We start from the raw sequence: 15619 nt of genomic DNA, 5'->3' as shown, positions 1-15619 counted from the left end.
AGATATCGTCTGGTCGACTAGTTCCCGTAGTAGAGCGGCCCCAGGTCGTCGATGATCTTCAGTGTATCGAACGTACCTGCCGCCTCTGCCTCGCCATCGAGAAAGCGAATGGTCAATTCGCTTTTATAACCGATCGGCGTGCGACTGATTTCGATATTATGCTGCCTCATAGTCTGGAACCGGGTATAATCATTGCGGCTCACGATTGCGAAGCGCGGTTTCTGGGATTCCTGAGCCAGCTCCGCAGCACGTAACAAGGTCATTTCCTGCACCAGCGGACCGGAAGTCGTAACGCCGGTATATTCTACCGTCGTCGTACCATCCGCATTGTCTTTCGATCGAAAGCCCGCCGTACGGTCTATGCCGCCGAGCAGACTGGTACCCATCGAGAATATTCCACCGACCAGCGCTCCTATGATATTCGGTCGTGATTTTTCATAGTCGATCACCACGCGATCCGACTCCGGAGCGATCAATAGGACGCTTGCCAGACCGCCCAGGCCTTTGTTCCGGCTTTTTTCGAGCTTGTCCTTCAATCCCTCGGTGCCGGCAATTTCGATCGGAGCATTGTCCTGGCTTGCTTCCTCGGCTGCCTGCAGAAATTCCAGCGTCGCCGCATTTGCAACAATTTGTCCGCTGCCAATTTTGGCGCGGGCGTCTTCCACCCGCCCTTCCGAAAGGGCCATTCGGGCTTCGACCAGACGGGCATAAGGATCGACAATGCGCTCAGACAATATTTTCATTATGCCCATGTTCTCTTCTGAACCGTTATCCAGTGTGGCAAGCTTTTCGCCAATCAGGTCCAGTTGTGACCGTGCAGCAATAGTATCGCCGTCGATGGAATGGGCGTAGGCGATGTGCAGGCTGCTGAGAAGCGCTCCGGTAAGCGCCAGGCCGGGCCCTTGCCTCTGCAAAAAAGTAAAGGCGCTAATTGGTCCCTCGGGCCATTCAATCGCACTGCTATCGGCTATTTCCGACACGGCCGCAAAATTGCCTATTTCGGCTTCTTGAGCCAGCAAGCGATTGCCCCAGCTCGGAGCAAGCTTGAGCAGATCCGCCCATGGTGATGCTGATTGTTCACCGACCGGTCGCCCCCGATGCCGGATCATCGCCGAGACCATCTGGACCTGCAGCGCATAAGGCCGCAATGCCGAGGCCTCTTCCGCCAGAGCCACTGCTTCCTGCCGCTGCCCGAAGCTGAACTGGGCAATCGCGCGGAGCAAGCGCAGCGATACTCCCATACTCCGCCGGAAGAATATGCTATCGTTCTCATCCGCGACTTCCAGCATAGCCTCGTCAATATCGGCCAATGCTTCCTCGGTCAGCCCCAGTTCGAGCTTGGCCGCCGCCCGAGCGCGCAGCAGATGGGCCCGACGCATCGTCTGGGTCGGGCGCAACTTGTCACTGCTGAGGGCGCGATCACAGCTGTTGATCGTCCGTTGTGCAGCCGGGCTATTATATCCCCCGAAAGCAGAATAGCCCTCTATGACGGCGACCCCTCGCATACCGTCATCTTTCTTCTTTGGTTTTTTCAGGCCATCGCAACCCGCGAAATCCTGACTTACTCCGGCATAACCGACGGACGGACTGCATAGTGCAAATGCAACCAGACCAACCTTGAACAAACGCTTTTTCATCACCGCCCCCGGAGTTTATCAAACAAAATCCTCCAGAAGCCGCTGCTGGGCCATGGTAGGAAGATGATCTCTTATTGGAACTAGGTAGAGGAATTGCCGCGGCAAACTCAACCGGTAATTTCGGCCAGCGCACCATTATTATCGGCGGCCGGAATCGCCGACTCCGGTCTCCGTCACTTCCGCAACGTTCGGCAACACAACTCGCGGTCGCTGCCCCTTGCTCCAGATTTCACGTCAAGATTATCACAAATCTTCGCTGGTCTTTCTGGACCGGCAAAATTATAGCCCCTGCCAAGAACGATGACCGTAAAGCCCGCCTCATTCCCGCGTTTCTCCGGAGCGATTGCCGCTGCGCTGCTTGCCCTGATCGCGCTGCTCTCAGGCACACTGGCACCGCAGGGTTTCATGCCCACGCACAGCGCCGGCGGTTTTGCGATAAAACTCTGCTCCGGCCATCCCGACAGCAAGCTGGTGATCACCCGGGACAATCCCGACTATGACCTGCTGACGCTGATCTATGGTCAGCAGGACGAGTCCGCGCCCGAACCCGAACAGGACCCATCAACGCCCGCCTGCGCTTTTGCCGGCGGCACGGCCTTTGGACTGGCTTCGTCCGCACCAGAGATCGCAATCTCTACGTTGGCTCCCGCCACGCACGAACCATCCGAACCGCGCCGCTTTGCGCTGCGCAACCGGATCAATATCCCGCCTGCGACCGGACCGCCTGCGACCGTCTGAACCCCACCTTTTTTGCAGCGCACCCTGATGCGGCCGCTGCGTTCAGATATTTACAGGAAATTTTCATGAAGAAATTCGCTTTTGCAGGCGCGATGATCGCGTCCTGCACCCTCGCCTCTCCGGCACTTGCCCATGATGTGCGGGCCGACGACCATGCGCCCATCGGCGTATCGGCCGACCATACGCACAAGAAAGGCGAGATCATGTTCTCGCTGCGCTACATGCATATGGAGATGAGCGGCAACCAGATCGGCACCGATAGCATCAGCAATGATGCCATCGTGACCACCATCCCGAACCGCTTTGCCGGCATGCCGATGCAGCCACCAACCTTGCGGCTGGTACCTCAATCGATGTCGAAGGACATGGTGATGCTGGGCGCCATGTATTCGCCCGCAGACTGGATCACCCTGGTCGCCATGCTGCCCTATAGCGAGCGGGAATCAATCATCACGACCTATGCGGGGCCAACCGGGACGACGGTGCTGGGAGACTTTCAGACCAATCCCAAAGGCATTGGCGATATCAGCGCCGGCGCGATCTTCCCGCTGCTCGGGCAGAAGCCAGCGACCAGCGATACCGGGACGGAACTGAACCTGCGCGCCGTAGTCGGCATGCCAACTGGCTCGACCGATGAAACCGCCCAGACGCTGTCTCCGATGAACATGCAAATGACCATGACCATGCCCTATGGCATGCAGAGCGGGTCAGGCACCTGGGACCTGAAGCCGGCGCTGACACTCAAGCAATGGGCGGGCAGATGGAGCTTTGGCGCCCAATATGCGGGAACCATCCGCACCGGCACCAATGATAATGGCTATCGGCTCGGGGATGTCCATGAGGGCTCCCTATGGGCCAGCTATTTGCCGGCGCAATGGATCAGCCTCTCGGGCCGCGTCCGTGCACAATCCGCTGGCAAGATCGACGGCCTCAACCCCAATGTGATGGGACCGGTGCAGACCGCAAATCCAGACTTTTCCGGTGGAGAGCGGGTCGACCTGCTCGGCGGTGTCAATTTCGTCGCCACCCACGGTCCGCTGGCAGGACACCGGCTCGGCATCGAGATCGGCGCGCCGGTCTACCAGAATGTCAACGGTCCCCAGATGACCGGCGACTGGATGCTGACCGTCGGCTGGCAGAAGGCGTTTTAGACAAAAATGTGCTTCGCACTTGATGCGGAGCCCTGGAGGCAATCAGCTTCAAGCCGCCCAGGGCTCCGCGTCGATGCGCGGAGCACAGTTCTTTCCAGTTTCGCGTGGTTATTCCGCCGCTTCGAGCATTTCGACCATTTGCGGTCCGCGGATCAGACCACCGGGGCGTTTCTCGGTCACGACACCGCCCTTGAAGGTCACTTGCCCCGACTTGATCGTATAGTCATAACCGTCAGCCTTTTGCAGCAGGCGCTTGCCGCCCGCCGGCAGGTCAAAGGCAAGCCATGGCTTGCCAAGCTTGATCCGCTCCATGTCGATCACGTTGACGTCTGCCAGATAGCCGGGCTTCAGCACACCCCGATCGTTCAAGCCATAAAGGCGCGCGGTATCCAGACATTGCCGCTTGATCGCGTTCTCAATGCTGATCGTGCCGCGCTTGCGGTTCTTCACCCAATGTTCGAGCATGAAAGTCGGGCTGGCCGCGTCGCAAATTGTGCCGCAATGCGCGCCGCCGTCGGACAGGCTGTTCACCGTGTCATCCGCCTGCTGCAATGTCTCGAGGAAATCGAGATTGCCATCCATATAGTTGAGCAGCGGCAGATAGATAAACCCCTTGCCGTCATCTCCCATCATCAGGTCATAGGCATATTCCGCGCCGGATTTGCCGGCGGCTTCGGCGCGCGCGGCAATGCTTTCGTCGGCCTGCGGTTCATAGTCGAAATCCTCGTCCATTTCGAACTGCGCAGCCCAGCCTTGTGTGATCACCATGAAGACCGGCACCATATCGACCTGCTCCGGCATCTCGGCAGTCTCGCTCAGCAATTGTGCCTTGAACGCCGGATCCTTGAGTTTCGCATATTTCTCGTCCCAGCTCAGCTCTTCCATCGCCATCCAGCTCGGGTGGCGGACAAAGGGATGGACCGTGCCCTGCCAGGCCATGACGATGCCGTTCCCGCGCAGCGCGATCTGCGCAACGATATTGGCGCCATTGTCATTTTCCGCCCGCATATTGGCGATCTGTTCATCGAGCGACTGCTCCTTGGCGATCGACTGCAGCGCCGCAAAGGTCACCGGCATGCCGGTTTCGCGGCTGAGGTCGCCCATCCAGCCAAATTCGTCCCATTCCTTGTTGAGATCGCTCGCCATTTCGAACACGCCATAACCGACCCGGCCCATCGCGCGGCCGATACCGATCAATTCTTCCTTGGTCGCGGTCGTGCCGGGAACCAGCTCGCCGTCGATGCTGCGGTGCAGGATTGTCCGCGAGGTCGAGAATCCGAGAGCGCCGGCTTTCAGGCCATCCTCGACGATCTTCGACATCTGCTCGATTTCGTCTTCGGTAGGAACGGCGCCGGGCTTCTCTCTGTCACCCAGCACATAGGCACGAACCGCACCATGCGGCACATGGGTTGCGACATCGACCGTGCGTGGCATTCTTTCCAGCTCGTCGAGATATTCGGGGAATGTCTCCCAGTTCCAGCTCATCCCTTCGGCCAAAGCGGTACCGGGAATATCCTCGACGCCTTCCATCAGGTTGATCAGCCATTCGTGCCGGTCGGGCCGAGCGGGGGCAAAACCGACGCCGCAATTGCCCATCACGACTGTGGTGATGCCGTGCCAGCTCGACGGCGCCATTTCATCGTCCCAGGTCGCCTGCCCGTCATAATGGGTGTGCACGTCGACAAAGCCCGGCGTGACGAATTTTCCCGATGCATCAATCTCTTCGCGACCTTTTGCGGCCACTGTTCCGACCAGCGAAACGCGATCCCCATCAATCGCCACATCGGCCACGAAAGGCGCACCGCCTGTGCCATCAACCACCGTACCACCACGAATTACCAGATCATGCATCGACTCTCTCCTTATTATTTGGAGAAGCCTTAACAGATTTAACTGGATGGTTAAAGTTCCAGTTTCAAGCGAACTGCTCGGCAAGAGCATTGATCTGCAGATATTCAGTCTGTGCCCGGGTGATATCTCTCACCAATCGGATCGCAGCTGGAAACAGCAGGAACGATGCTACGGAACTGATTGCGCCGATCTGGGTGGCCCACATCAACTGTTCGGCATCCGTTGCCGCAACCGTCAGACGTAGCGATATGTTTCCCGAGATCGTTACCACCAGCCAGGCGCTCCACCAGATGGTCACTGTCTGGGATCCTTCGTTCAGAAAACCGCTTGCGCCGTGGCTCGCGTTCCAGATCTGTCGCATGGCCTGAAATGGCTTGAAGAGGTTCGCAAATGGGATGAAAAACCAGCCCACTGCCCAGCCGGGGGTATAAGAAAAGCCGTCAATATCCGCAGTCACGATATTATGAGCGGCGCGATGTATCCACATGCTGAAGACAATGACGGTGACAAAATAGATAAGCGAATGCATCAGCCCGGTAATGCCATATATGATACCCAATGGAGAATTGAACGGATCATTCACGTCGACCACCCAGAAACCGGTAATTTCAGACAGTTCGAACAGGAAAAACATGGCCGTCGCCACCAGACCGGCTATCAGCAGATATACCAGCAATCTGGACCGCCGGAGCAGAATTTCGACCCCGTCAACTTGAAACTCCGCCATTCCATCGTCCTTTTGAAGATTTGACCGTCGACAAACATCAACACGGCTTACAAATCTTTGCTAGAGTTGCATATTATTTTTCCAGGCGGCAGATGCTTTTCGCAGCTTTGGAAAATCGGAGAAACAGAATGTCCCAGTTTTCCTGGATTCCAGATCCAGCCGCAGGAATTTCCATCACCTTTGTCGAAGCCAATGGCCAGAGGTTCGAAGTCGCGCAGGCCGGTCATGGTAAGAAGCTCGCGCTGTGCCTGCACGGCTTCCCCGAACTGAATTACTCATGGCGGCACCAGATTCCGGTGCTGGTGGAACTGGGCTATACCGTCTGGGCCCCTAATTTGCGCGGCTATGGCGGTTCGACCAAACCGGACGGTATAGAATCTTACCGTCTGCACGCTCTCGTCCAGGATGTCGCTGCGCTGATCGATGCCAGCGGCGCGGAAGAGGTCACCCTGATCGCCCATGACTGGGGCGCGATCATAGCGTGGCAGTTCGCGATCCAGAAAATCCGGCCACTCACCAGACTGGTGATCATGAACGTGCCGCATCCCAAATGCGCGCAGCGGGAGATCAGACATTGGCATCAGCTGAAGAAAAGCTGGTATATTTTCTTCTTCCAGCTGCCGTGGCTGCCCGAAAAAATGCTCGGCAGAAAGCGGGCCCAGCCGATTAAAGAGGCCTTCTCGAAAATGGCCGTCGACAAAAGCCGTTTCCCCGACAGCGAGTTGCAGGTCTACGCCGACGCCGCCAGCCGCCCCGGCGCGCTACGCTCGATGATCAACTATTACCGCGCCCTGCTCCGCACCAAGGACGCGCGCGATATCGGCGACGGCATGGTGACCATTCCCACCCTGATGATCTGGGGTGAGGAAGATACCGCCATCGACATCCGCTGCACCGACGGCACCGGAGAGTGGGTACCCGATCTGGAACTGCACCGTCTGCCCGGCGTATCGCACTGGGTGCAACAGGAAGCCCCGAAAAAGGTGAACGCGATTTTGCGGGAGTGGTTGTCGGCTTAATCCCGCGCCGCGATCATGTCGGCGATATCGGTGAATTTCTCGCGCGGCGAGCCTTCTCTTGCGCGGGCGATTTCGGCTTCCTCGATCTTCTTCCAGTCGCGGAAGGTGACGGCCTCGACGCCGCGCTCTGCAAACAGCCGGTCCAGCCCGGCGCGGCCCTGTTTGTCTTCGCCGTCGCCGATATCTTCGGCAATGGCGTCGATGATCGCGAAGCCGTCGGGCTTGTTGGTGCCGATGGTGCCCGATGGCCCGCGCCGTGCCCAGCCGACGCAATAAAGCCCCGGCAATATGCGGCCATCGACATTGGCGAAGCGGCCGCGACCCTCTTCATAGGGCACGCCCTCGATCGGCGGGGTGCGATAACCGATACAGCTGATCACCATCTGGCATTCGATCTCGTAGCGCTCGCCGGTGCCGACGGATCGCAGGTCCTTGTCCAGTGCGGTCTTCTCGACAACCAGCCGCTCGACCTTGCCATCGCCCCGGATTTCGACCGGCATCGCGAAAAAGTCGAAGACAATATCGATCGGCTTGTGCTGCGCATCCTCTTCGACAATCTGGAAATTGCGCAGATGGGTAACCGACTTGCGCAGTCCCGGATCGAGCGTTTCATCCTCGTCCAACGCGGGAAAGTCGTCTGCTTCGACCAGTGGCCTGGCCCGTTCGAGCTGCCCCAGCTCGGCCAGTTCCTTGGGAGTCATCGCAATCTGGTGCGGTCCGCGGCGTCCGAGAAAGATAATCTTTTCGACCTTGCTCTCCTTCAGGCCGTCAAGCGCATGGCCGACGATATCGCTGCCGGCGAATTCCGCTTCTGTCTTGGCCAAGATGCGCGCGACATCGAGCGCGACATTGCCGTTGCCGATGACCGCGACCGACCGGGCGTCGAGCGGCGGATCGAGATCCTTGAAATCGGGATGGCCATTATACCAGCCGACGAAGGCGGCGCTGCCGATGACCCCGTCCAGTTCGCTGCCCGCGATGTCGAGAACCCGGTCATTCGGGGCGCCGGTCGCCAGTACGACGGCATCGTACAGGTCCTGCAGCTCCGCGACGCTGACATCCTCGCCGACGGTGACATTGCCAACGAAGCGGACATTTTCGCCGAGATTGGTTTTCTCGTAGCGCCGCGACACCGCCTTGATCGATTGATGGTCGGGTGCAACGCCGGTGCGGATCAGGCCGAAGGGAACGGGCAAGCGGTCGATAATGTCGACCGCGACATCGTCACCGAATTTCTTCTGCGCGGCTTCCGCCGAATAATAGCCCGCAGGTCCCGATCCGATGATCGCAATATGACGCATAGTCTTGCCTTCCCCATTCGCTGGCCCGATTAGCTGGAGCTCATGCTAACGCCATAATTTCAAAAGAAAAGCAAAAGGCGGCTGTCATTTTCGCGAGGCCGGAATATTGCGGGGCGGAGCCTAGCCGCCGACATTGGCGACATTGTAGCGCAGCGCTTCCTCGTTGGTCAGGCAGCGGCGGGTGGATCCGTCGCCATCCTCGGTTTTCACCGCATTGGTCCGGTACATGATCTCGGACAGCAATTTCCGCGACACGCCCATGCGGATCAGGAAATCATTATCCTCGGTCGCCAGCAGCGCGCTCTGCTGCTCGACTTCGCCGATCAGGCCGACCGTCGAGTCCGTGCCCATTTCGATGCTGTAATTGATCGCGTTGCGGTCGCCCGTCATGGTGAACATATGGACCATGAAATGGCCGCCGGGCTCGACGATCCGGGCCCTGCCCCCCATGAAAACAAAATTGCAGGCGCTGAAACAGGTCCAGCCCTGGGGAATTCGGGTAATGATCAGGGCATCGGATTGCCGGATCACCCGACCGGTTTCATTGCCGGCTCTCGCATTGCCGCCGGAAGACCGCAGCCAGATTTCGGAAATGTCGGGATTGTCGGCCAGCATCTTGCGCATCCGTTCGGGCAGGCCCGTATCGACGGCTCCTTCGGCGAGCAAGACCTTGGTGCCGCCGATCATTTTCGGGGTCAGTTCCATCTTCTCGTTGGTCGACCAGTTCGGCGCGATCGGGCAGGTCGGATTTTCGGGGTCCATGCCGGGTTTCACATCGGTAGCGCCCAAGGTGAAAAGCGAAGCGATGACGATGGCGGTTTTGATCGTTTTTTTCATGTTCATGCCACGACTATATATCGTGATTCTCCGGGAGCTTTGCACATCCGCTTGGACACACGGGTTTCTTCGCCATCGACAATAGCAATATCTGTGATCGTCATGCAACTTGTACCGTCCGCCGTCTCGGTTTTCGCTGTCGCGGTGGAACTGCCCGAGACGCCGGGGCGGGTTTCGCTGGTCCACTGCGCGCTGGCGCCGGGTTCGCCCGAGCGGGTCACGCTGCGCGTCGCTTCCGCGGCCTGCAGCTGCTCGTCAGGGTCGAGTCGGCAGGCGATCGAATTGGTCAGCGTATCCGCCACTTCCGCCCGCGGGATATAGGTGCCGGCAACCCCCATATTCTGCGTGGCCCGCCGCGTGAAATCGCCGATCATATTGCCCAGTATCGATCTGCCGATGGCGCTTTTCGGATTGCTGGCACAATCATCACCCCCGGCCTTGGTATCCGGAGTTCCGCTGGTGGCCGGCGGCTTTTTGAACAGCCCGCCGAATTGCGCCGAAGCGGGCGAAGCAACGACCAGAGCCGTGACCACAGTCGCGGACACAAGTGGGGAAGCGAAACGGTGATTTTGTACACGCATGACAAACCCTCGATGGCTATCAGAATATATATTCTACCATCTCTGCTTTCACCCGCAGTGGCCTTCATCACATCTGCTTCGAAAACAGGGATAGAAAAAGCGTAATATCCTGTTATCCTGCATGAAAAAATAGGACAGGTTGGACAATGGCGAAGAAAATTGCACGTTTCTGTTCGGCGATATTCCTCCTCGCCGTCGCTGCGGGATGCGACGAACAGCTCGCCGCCGAAGCGGGGGCCACCTCCGGAACATTGCTGGTCGGCAACAAGGCGGAGGACAGCCTGAGCTTCATCGATCTGGCAAGCGGCAGTGAAATCGCGCGGCGGGATACCGGACACCAGCCGCACGAGATCGCGATATCCCCCGACGGCCGGCTCGCCGCGGTAGTCTCCTATGGCGGCGACACAATCGACATTTTCGACATAGCGGCAAGCGAGCGGATCGAAACCGTGTCCCTCGCGCCAAGCCAGCGACCGCACGGCATTTTATGGCTCGACGACGGCCGGATCATCGCCACGACCGAGGGTAGCGACAATATCACCATCGTCTCTCCGCCGGACGGGGAAATCCAAAAACGCGAGATTTCAACGATATCGACCGGGCAGAAAGGCAGCCATATGCTGGTCGTGACACCGGACAAGTCGCGCGCCTTTGTCTCCAATATGCAGTCGGGCACGGTGAGCGTGCTGGATCTGCTGGCAGGCAAGAAAATTGCAGATCTGCCAGCCGGAACCGAACCGGAAGGACTGGCGATCACCCCCGACGGCGCAAGCGTCTGGGTCGCCGATCGCCGGGGCGATGTCCTGCGCGTCTTCGATGCGCGCAGCCTTAAGGAACTCGCCGCCATCGAGACCGGAAAATTTCCGATCCGCGTGGCAATCAGCCCCGATGGCACCACGGCCATCACCTCCAATCTCGGTGACGGCGCGCTCGGCCTGTACGATGTTGCGACGCGCAAGGCGACCGGCTCGATCGGTGTCAGCGGGGAAGCCGGTTCCCAGCAGGTCACTATTCTCTTTTCGCCGGATGGCAAAAAACTCTATGTCGCGGAAACCGGTCCTGATACGATCGCCGAAGTCGATCTTGCCGCCGGCGAGGTCATTCGGCGCTTCGAGGCCGGAGATGACGGGGATGGGCTGGGCATCGCCCCGGCAAGTGAAGCAGCACCAGACTAGATCAAATGAATATACCCCGGGTCGCGCCTTGGGAGATGAAAGTTGAAAAAGCCGTTTAACCGACTGCAGGCGCTGATGATAAAGGCGATGGCAGAAGCGTTGTTCCATAACCGGAAGATGGCGATCTCTGCCGATCAGGTGGTCGAAAATCTACAGGAGCATTTTACCAATATCGAGGGCAAGAAACCGGATGAAATCCGCATGGCGCTCTACGGGTTGCTGGTCGTTCTGGGTGGTCCGTTCTTTCTCGTCGCTTCTCCCCGAATACGATCGAAGCTGATCAGCAGGCGGCTGCAAAAATCACGGATCGATTTCCTCCAGGACATTGCTCGCACCAAGGGTGTCATACTAGCCGGCTATTACGGCCACTGGGAGCACGGCGATGAAGAGGAGAATTTCGACAATCCGATCTTTGCCGATCTCGATTTCGAACTGCCGGCGCAGCGTGACCGCTCTGCGCCGGGCGAGCGCCCGGTCCGCCGCGACACCCGCCGCGATCTGACAGCAAAAATATTTGTCGGCCATGGCGCCGTTCCGGAAGAAGCAGACGTGATCGTGATCGGATCGGGTGCGGGCGGGGCTGTGGCTGCGGCAGCCGTTGCCGACGAGGGCCATCGAGTGTTGATCATAGAGGCCGGCAGCCATTATCCGTCGTCGCGCCTGACCCACGAAGAAGCCCGGATGACCGCGCGCCTGTTCAAGGATGGCGGGCTACAGACGACAGCCGACCGCGATATCATCGTGTTTCAGGGCCGTGTGGTTGGCGGTTCGACCGTCATCAACAACGGCATCTGCCTTCGGATGAAACAGGAAGGCCTGGTCCACCCGGAGGCCGAGGATGTATTCGAAACCTGGGCCGGACTGGGCGCGCCGATAAGCGAAGCCAGTCTGGCTGCGAGCTATGATGCGGTCGAGCAGGCGCTGGATGTCACCCAGATCGACGCGATCACCGGTCGCAATAACGGTCCACATTTGATCGACGGCTGGAACAAATATGCCGCACAGTCGGCTGACCCGAAAGATCGTACCGCCATTACCGCATGGTTCCGCAAAAACTATGGCCCCCCGACGCCAGAAAGCGAGTGTATCTATTGCGGCTATTGCAACACCGGCTGTCCGTACGGCCGGAAAAAAGCGATGCCGGAAAGCTATCTGGCCCATGCGACCAGCGATGCGCGCAAAAAGCCGGCCCGGATACTGGACCGCGCCGAAGCAACAGAAATCCTGTGGCGCGAGGGGGCCAATGGCAAGCGGGTTGCCGACGCCGTCGAAGTCAGACTGAAAAATGGCGGCAAGCGCGTCATTCGAGCCCGCAAGGGCGTGGTGGTAGCCGCGGGCGCGCTGGCTTCCAGCAATTTGCTCTACAACAGCGGGATTTTGCAGTCAGGCAGCAATATCTCGCTCAACATCGCCTGCCCGGTGGTTGCGCTGATGCCCGAAGGCACACAGGTCAACGCATGGAACGAAGACCAGATGGCGACCTATATCGATCGCGGTGACTATCTGATCGAGAGCCATTTCCAGCCGCCGATGAGCATGGCGATGCTGGTGCCCGGCTGGTTCGAGGACCATTATGAACGGATGAGAAACTATAACCGGCTGGTGTCGGCGGGCGTCCTGTTTCCGGCCGACCGGCTTGGGTACATGGACCATGGCAAGCTCAAGCTGAAAATCGGCGAGAAAGAGCTGGCCCTGTTGCGCCGCGCACTGGCGACGATGACCAAAGTCCATTTCCTCAACGGCGCAGTCGAGGTCTACCCTGCCCTGCTGCGCGGCCAGACTCTGACCAGCGACATGAGCCATGACGAGATCGACGCCTTTTTCGATAAGGCAATCGTCGAGCCGGATGATGTCGTGCTTTCCAGTTCCCATCCTCACGGCGGCAATGCGATCAACGAAGATCCGCACAAGGGCGTCGTCGATCTCAACCAGCGGGTTCACAACACAACCAATTGCTATGTCGCGGATGCCAGCGTGATGCCGAGCTGCATCCGCGTCAACGCGCAACTCACCACGATGGCGATGGCGCACAGGGCGATGGCGGGGAAAAGACGCTTCGGCTAGTCTTCGAAGCTGAAGTCGGGCAACGATTGGAATGCGCTTCTCAGTGCATCGCCCCATCCTTCGGAGATAGTCTGGAAATAGGGATCGTCTTTTTCGACCCGTTGCTGGTGTGTTATCGCAAAGCTGTCGGCTTCATAGACCTGCATATCGAGCGGCAAATCCACCGCCAGATTGGCTCTTATCGTTGAATCGAAAGAGACCAGCAACAGTTTCACGGCATTTTCGAAAGACATTCCGGGATCGAAGCCGCGAACCAATATCGGCCGGCCGTATTTGGTTTCGCCGCTCTGGAAAAACGGGCTGTCATCGCTCGCTTCAATGAAATTGCCAGCCGGATAGATCATGAATAGCCGCGGATCGCTGCCGTGGATCTGGCCCCCGACGATCAGCGTGGCGCCAAAGGGCGACTTGGCCTCCTGCCCCTCGCGGGAATAGGTTTTGACTACTTCGCGCAAGGTGTCGCCGATAATCGTCGCGACCTGAAACATCGACGGGGCCTGCAGGATCGACGGATTGCGGTCGTCCGGATGCTTGCCGCGTTCGTCCAGCAAGCTCACGACCGCCTGGGTGGTGGCCAGATTGCCCGCCGAAAGCAACGTGATCACGCGGTCGCCCGGCACTTCCCAGCTGGTCAGTTTCTTGACCTGGGCGATATCATCGACACCGGCGTTGGTGCGCGTATCCGACATGAAAACAAGGCCGCGTTTCATCCGCAGTGCCACGCAATAGGTCATTGGTAATGTTTGTCCCTGATTAGAATTGCCTGTCTCTCTACTGCTGCACCTGCAGGCTGACAATCATATCCTCGCTACCCGCGCCATAACGCAATCCGGTAATTGGCGATGCGTCGCGATAATCCAGGCCCGTTGCGATACGGACATAGCGCTCGTCCGGCGAATAGCCATTGGATATGTCGAAGCCGACCCAGCCGATATGTTCGACATAGGCTTCCGCCCAGGCGTGCGTCGCATCCTGGTCGACACGGTCGCTCATCATCAGATATCCGGAGACATAACGGGCCGGAAAGCCGAGCGAGCGGGCCGCCGCGCAGAAGATATGGGCATGATCCTGGCAGACGCCGCCGCCGATGGCGAGCGCCTGCTCCGCAGTGGTCTCGGCATCGGTCTTGCCCGTTTCGTAGGCAACCCTGTCGGTGACCGCCGCCGAGAGGGCGTGCAGCCGGACTATGTCATCCTCATAATCCTGATCCAGCGATGCGACCAGTCTGGCGATTTCATCCTCCGGCTTGGTAAGCGCGCTTGCCCGCTTGAAATACCACAGGGGCGCAAATCCCGCATGCCTGCCGATGACCCCGCTGCCGTCGCTATTCTCCACTTCGCCGGTGCAGCGGATGATGATCTCGCTGCGCCCGCGCTCGATATTGATCAGATCGACATGGTTGCAGTGCTGGTCCTCGAACGACAATTCCAGCGCTCCGCCCTCGATCTCGATATTCCAGTCGACGATCCGCTGACCGGGCCTTTCCTTCGGGCGGAGGCGCAATTGTTGCAGGCCATATTGCACAGGCTTGTCGTAATTATAGCGGGTCTCGTGTTCAATTTTCAGCAGCATGTTCAGCTAATCCTGTCTTGAAAATTATAGTCGCTCTCGATCTGCGCCGCGAGGCTGTTGTTCGCCGCCAGAAATTCGACAATGAACTCGTGCAGCCCGCCTTCGAAAATATTCTGGACCGGCTGGCCGAGCAGCCGATTGCAAATATCGGTGGCGAGCCGGTGCGAGGTGACTTCGCTGCCATATTCGCTTTCCAGATATCCGAGATTATCGGATATCTGGGCGTAGCAGAATGCCAGCGACCGCGGCATCTGGCGATTCAGGATCAGATATTCGGCGACGCTCAGGGCGCTGATGTCCGAACCGTTGAGCCAGCGGTAGGACCGTTGCGCGGACACCGATCGCAATATCGTTTCCCACTGCACATTGTCGACGCCGGTGCCGATCTGGGCGATCGATGGCAGCAGCAGATAATATTTCACGTCCAAAATCCGGGCAGTGCTGTCGGCTCGCTCGATAAACGTGCCCAGCCGGATAAAATCGAACCCGTCGTTGCGCAGCATCGTCCCGAGTACGGCACCGCGGACCAGCGAACTTTGCTTGCGGATGACGGCCAGCACCTCCGGCAAGTCCCGTTCGTCCACCGGATTGGCAAGTGCCGTCTTCAGGTTCATCCAGGCTTCGTTGGTGGCTTCCCATACCTCCCGGGTCAGGGCAATTCGCCCGGTGCGCGCGCTGTCCCGCGCCTGTTTGATCAGCGAGATGACACTGCCGGGATTATCCTTGTCGCGCAAAAGATAGTCGATCACCTTGACCGAGCTATAATCGGCATGTTTGGCCAGATAGCTTTTCTTGGTGCCTGACGATGCCAGGATGGACGCCCATTCGTCGGAAGCAGACGAGGAGTGGGTGAGCGCGATGCGAAAGCCGGCCTCGATCAGACGCGCGCTATTCTCTGTCCGCTCGAGCAGACGTGACATCCAGAACAGACTGGCGGCGGTTTTGCCTAGCATGATCCCTGCCCCC

Annotated in this window: 14 protein-coding genes; 5 read left to right on the top strand and 9 right to left on the bottom strand. The window is 58.7% G+C overall.

The genetic code is table 11. The features are described 5' to 3' along the window. Positions 1-17: 17 nt before the first annotated feature. Positions 18-1637, bottom strand: a complete 1620-nt coding sequence (locus tag CHN51_RS13900) for a hypothetical protein (protein WP_100094552.1) — start codon at positions 1635-1637, stop codon at positions 18-20. 300 nt (positions 1638-1937) lie between these two features. Here CHN51_RS13900 and CHN51_RS13895 point away from each other — a divergent pair, with 300 nt between their 5' ends. Next, positions 1938-2375, top strand: coding sequence for a hypothetical protein (locus CHN51_RS13895; RefSeq protein ID WP_100094551.1), 438 nt, complete (start codon positions 1938-1940; stop codon positions 2373-2375). A 65-nt stretch (positions 2376-2440) separates the two neighbouring features. Next, the gene (locus CHN51_RS13890) at positions 2441-3526 is read left to right on the top strand and encodes an alpha-amylase (RefSeq protein WP_100094550.1); all 1086 of its coding nucleotides are present in this window, start codon (positions 2441-2443) and stop codon (positions 3524-3526) included. Positions 3527-3634: 108 nt separating this feature from the next. Here the strand turns inward: CHN51_RS13890 and CHN51_RS13885 are convergent, their stop codons facing one another. After that, positions 3635-5377 (bottom strand): D-aminoacylase, encoded by a 1743-nt coding sequence (locus tag CHN51_RS13885; protein WP_100094549.1) that lies wholly within the window; start codon positions 5375-5377, stop codon positions 3635-3637. Positions 5378-5441: 64 nt separating this feature from the next. Further along, complete coding sequence (locus CHN51_RS13880) at positions 5442-6104, bottom strand: DUF4328 domain-containing protein (RefSeq protein ID WP_100094548.1); 663 nt, start codon at positions 6102-6104, stop codon at positions 5442-5444. Between the two features lie 128 nt (positions 6105-6232). Between CHN51_RS13880 and CHN51_RS13875 the strand changes: the two genes are divergently transcribed. Then, entirely contained in the window at positions 6233-7123 is an 891-nt protein-coding gene (locus CHN51_RS13875) for an alpha/beta hydrolase (protein ID WP_100094547.1), read from the top strand. On the opposite strand, the gene CHN51_RS13870 is transcribed toward CHN51_RS13875, so the two are convergent. The 3 genes from CHN51_RS13870 to CHN51_RS13860 form a co-directional block, all read right to left on the bottom strand. Next, entirely contained in the window at positions 7120-8424 is a 1305-nt protein-coding gene (locus CHN51_RS13870; RefSeq protein WP_100094546.1) for an FAD-dependent oxidoreductase, read from the bottom strand. The two genes, CHN51_RS13875 and CHN51_RS13870, sit on opposite strands and share 4 nt — an antisense overlap. 120 nt (positions 8425-8544) lie before the next feature. Beyond that, positions 8545-9267 carry a hypothetical protein gene (locus tag CHN51_RS13865; protein WP_240616737.1) on the bottom strand — a complete coding sequence of 241 codons (723 nt, stop codon included), beginning with the start codon at positions 9265-9267 and terminating at the stop codon, positions 8545-8547. Then, positions 9264-9842, bottom strand: coding sequence for a hypothetical protein (locus tag CHN51_RS13860; RefSeq protein WP_100094545.1), 579 nt, complete (start codon positions 9840-9842; stop codon positions 9264-9266). Before CHN51_RS13860 ends, CHN51_RS13865 begins: the two co-directional genes overlap by 4 nt. 146 nt (positions 9843-9988) lie before the next feature. Between CHN51_RS13860 and CHN51_RS13855 the strand changes: the two genes are divergently transcribed. Further along, positions 9989-11017, top strand: coding sequence for a YncE family protein (locus CHN51_RS13855; protein WP_100094544.1), 1029 nt, complete (start codon positions 9989-9991; stop codon positions 11015-11017). Between the two features lie 42 nt (positions 11018-11059). Continuing rightward, a complete protein-coding gene (locus tag CHN51_RS13850) occupies positions 11060-13081 on the top strand; it encodes a GMC family oxidoreductase N-terminal domain-containing protein (protein WP_240616736.1) in 2022 nt (673 codons plus the stop codon). On the opposite strand, the gene CHN51_RS13845 is transcribed toward CHN51_RS13850, so the two are convergent. The 3 genes from CHN51_RS13845 to CHN51_RS13835 are packed head-to-tail and all read right to left on the bottom strand — an operon-like array spanning position 13078 to position 15606. Continuing rightward, entirely contained in the window at positions 13078-13815 is a 738-nt protein-coding gene (locus CHN51_RS13845) for a peptidase (protein ID WP_100094543.1), read from the bottom strand. The genes CHN51_RS13850 and CHN51_RS13845 overlap by 4 nt on opposite strands. Before the next feature lie 37 nt (positions 13816-13852). Continuing rightward, positions 13853-14653 carry a transglutaminase family protein gene (locus CHN51_RS13840; RefSeq protein WP_100094542.1) on the bottom strand — a complete coding sequence of 267 codons (801 nt, stop codon included), beginning with the start codon at positions 14651-14653 and terminating at the stop codon, positions 13853-13855. A 2-nt stretch (positions 14654-14655) separates the two neighbouring features. Beyond that, positions 14656-15606, bottom strand: coding sequence for an alpha-E domain-containing protein (locus CHN51_RS13835; RefSeq protein WP_100094541.1), 951 nt, complete (start codon positions 15604-15606; stop codon positions 14656-14658). Between the last annotated feature and the right edge of the window lie 13 nt (positions 15607-15619).

This window comes from Sphingorhabdus sp. YGSMI21 (genome assembly GCF_002776575.1).
In the GTDB taxonomy this organism is placed as follows: domain Bacteria; phylum Pseudomonadota; class Alphaproteobacteria; order Sphingomonadales; family Sphingomonadaceae; genus Parasphingorhabdus.
This window is presented reverse-complemented; position numbering and strand designations above follow the sequence as displayed.

What these genes read in the sequence shown, in the direction of transcription:
- CHN51_RS13845 (WP_100094543.1), bottom strand. Translation starts at nt 13,815, where the DNA reads ATGACCTATTGCGTGGCACTGCGGATGAAACGCGGCCTTGTTTTCATG.
- CHN51_RS13885 (WP_100094549.1), bottom strand. Translation starts at nt 5,377, where the DNA reads ATGCATGATCTGGTAATTCGTGGTGGTACGGTGGTTGATGGCACAGGC.
- CHN51_RS13840 (WP_100094542.1), bottom strand. Translation starts at nt 14,653, where the DNA reads ATGCTGCTGAAAATTGAACACGAGACCCGCTATAATTACGACAAGCCT.
- CHN51_RS13875 (WP_100094547.1), top strand. Translation starts at nt 6,233, where the DNA reads ATGTCCCAGTTTTCCTGGATTCCAGATCCAGCCGCAGGAATTTCCATC.
- CHN51_RS13890 (WP_100094550.1), top strand. Translation starts at nt 2,441, where the DNA reads ATGAAGAAATTCGCTTTTGCAGGCGCGATGATCGCGTCCTGCACCCTC.
- CHN51_RS13880 (WP_100094548.1), bottom strand. Translation starts at nt 6,104, where the DNA reads ATGGCGGAGTTTCAAGTTGACGGGGTCGAAATTCTGCTCCGGCGGTCC.
- CHN51_RS13895 (WP_100094551.1), top strand. Translation starts at nt 1,938, where the DNA reads ATGACCGTAAAGCCCGCCTCATTCCCGCGTTTCTCCGGAGCGATTGCC.
- CHN51_RS13900 (WP_100094552.1), bottom strand. Translation starts at nt 1,637, where the DNA reads ATGAAAAAGCGTTTGTTCAAGGTTGGTCTGGTTGCATTTGCACTATGC.
- CHN51_RS13835 (WP_100094541.1), bottom strand. Translation starts at nt 15,606, where the DNA reads ATGCTAGGCAAAACCGCCGCCAGTCTGTTCTGGATGTCACGTCTGCTC.
- CHN51_RS13855 (WP_100094544.1), top strand. Translation starts at nt 9,989, where the DNA reads ATGGCGAAGAAAATTGCACGTTTCTGTTCGGCGATATTCCTCCTCGCC.
- CHN51_RS13870 (WP_100094546.1), bottom strand. Translation starts at nt 8,424, where the DNA reads ATGCGTCATATTGCGATCATCGGATCGGGACCTGCGGGCTATTATTCG.
- CHN51_RS13865 (WP_240616737.1), bottom strand. Translation starts at nt 9,267, where the DNA reads ATGAACATGAAAAAAACGATCAAAACCGCCATCGTCATCGCTTCGCTT.
- CHN51_RS13860 (WP_100094545.1), bottom strand. Translation starts at nt 9,842, where the DNA reads ATGCGTGTACAAAATCACCGTTTCGCTTCCCCACTTGTGTCCGCGACT.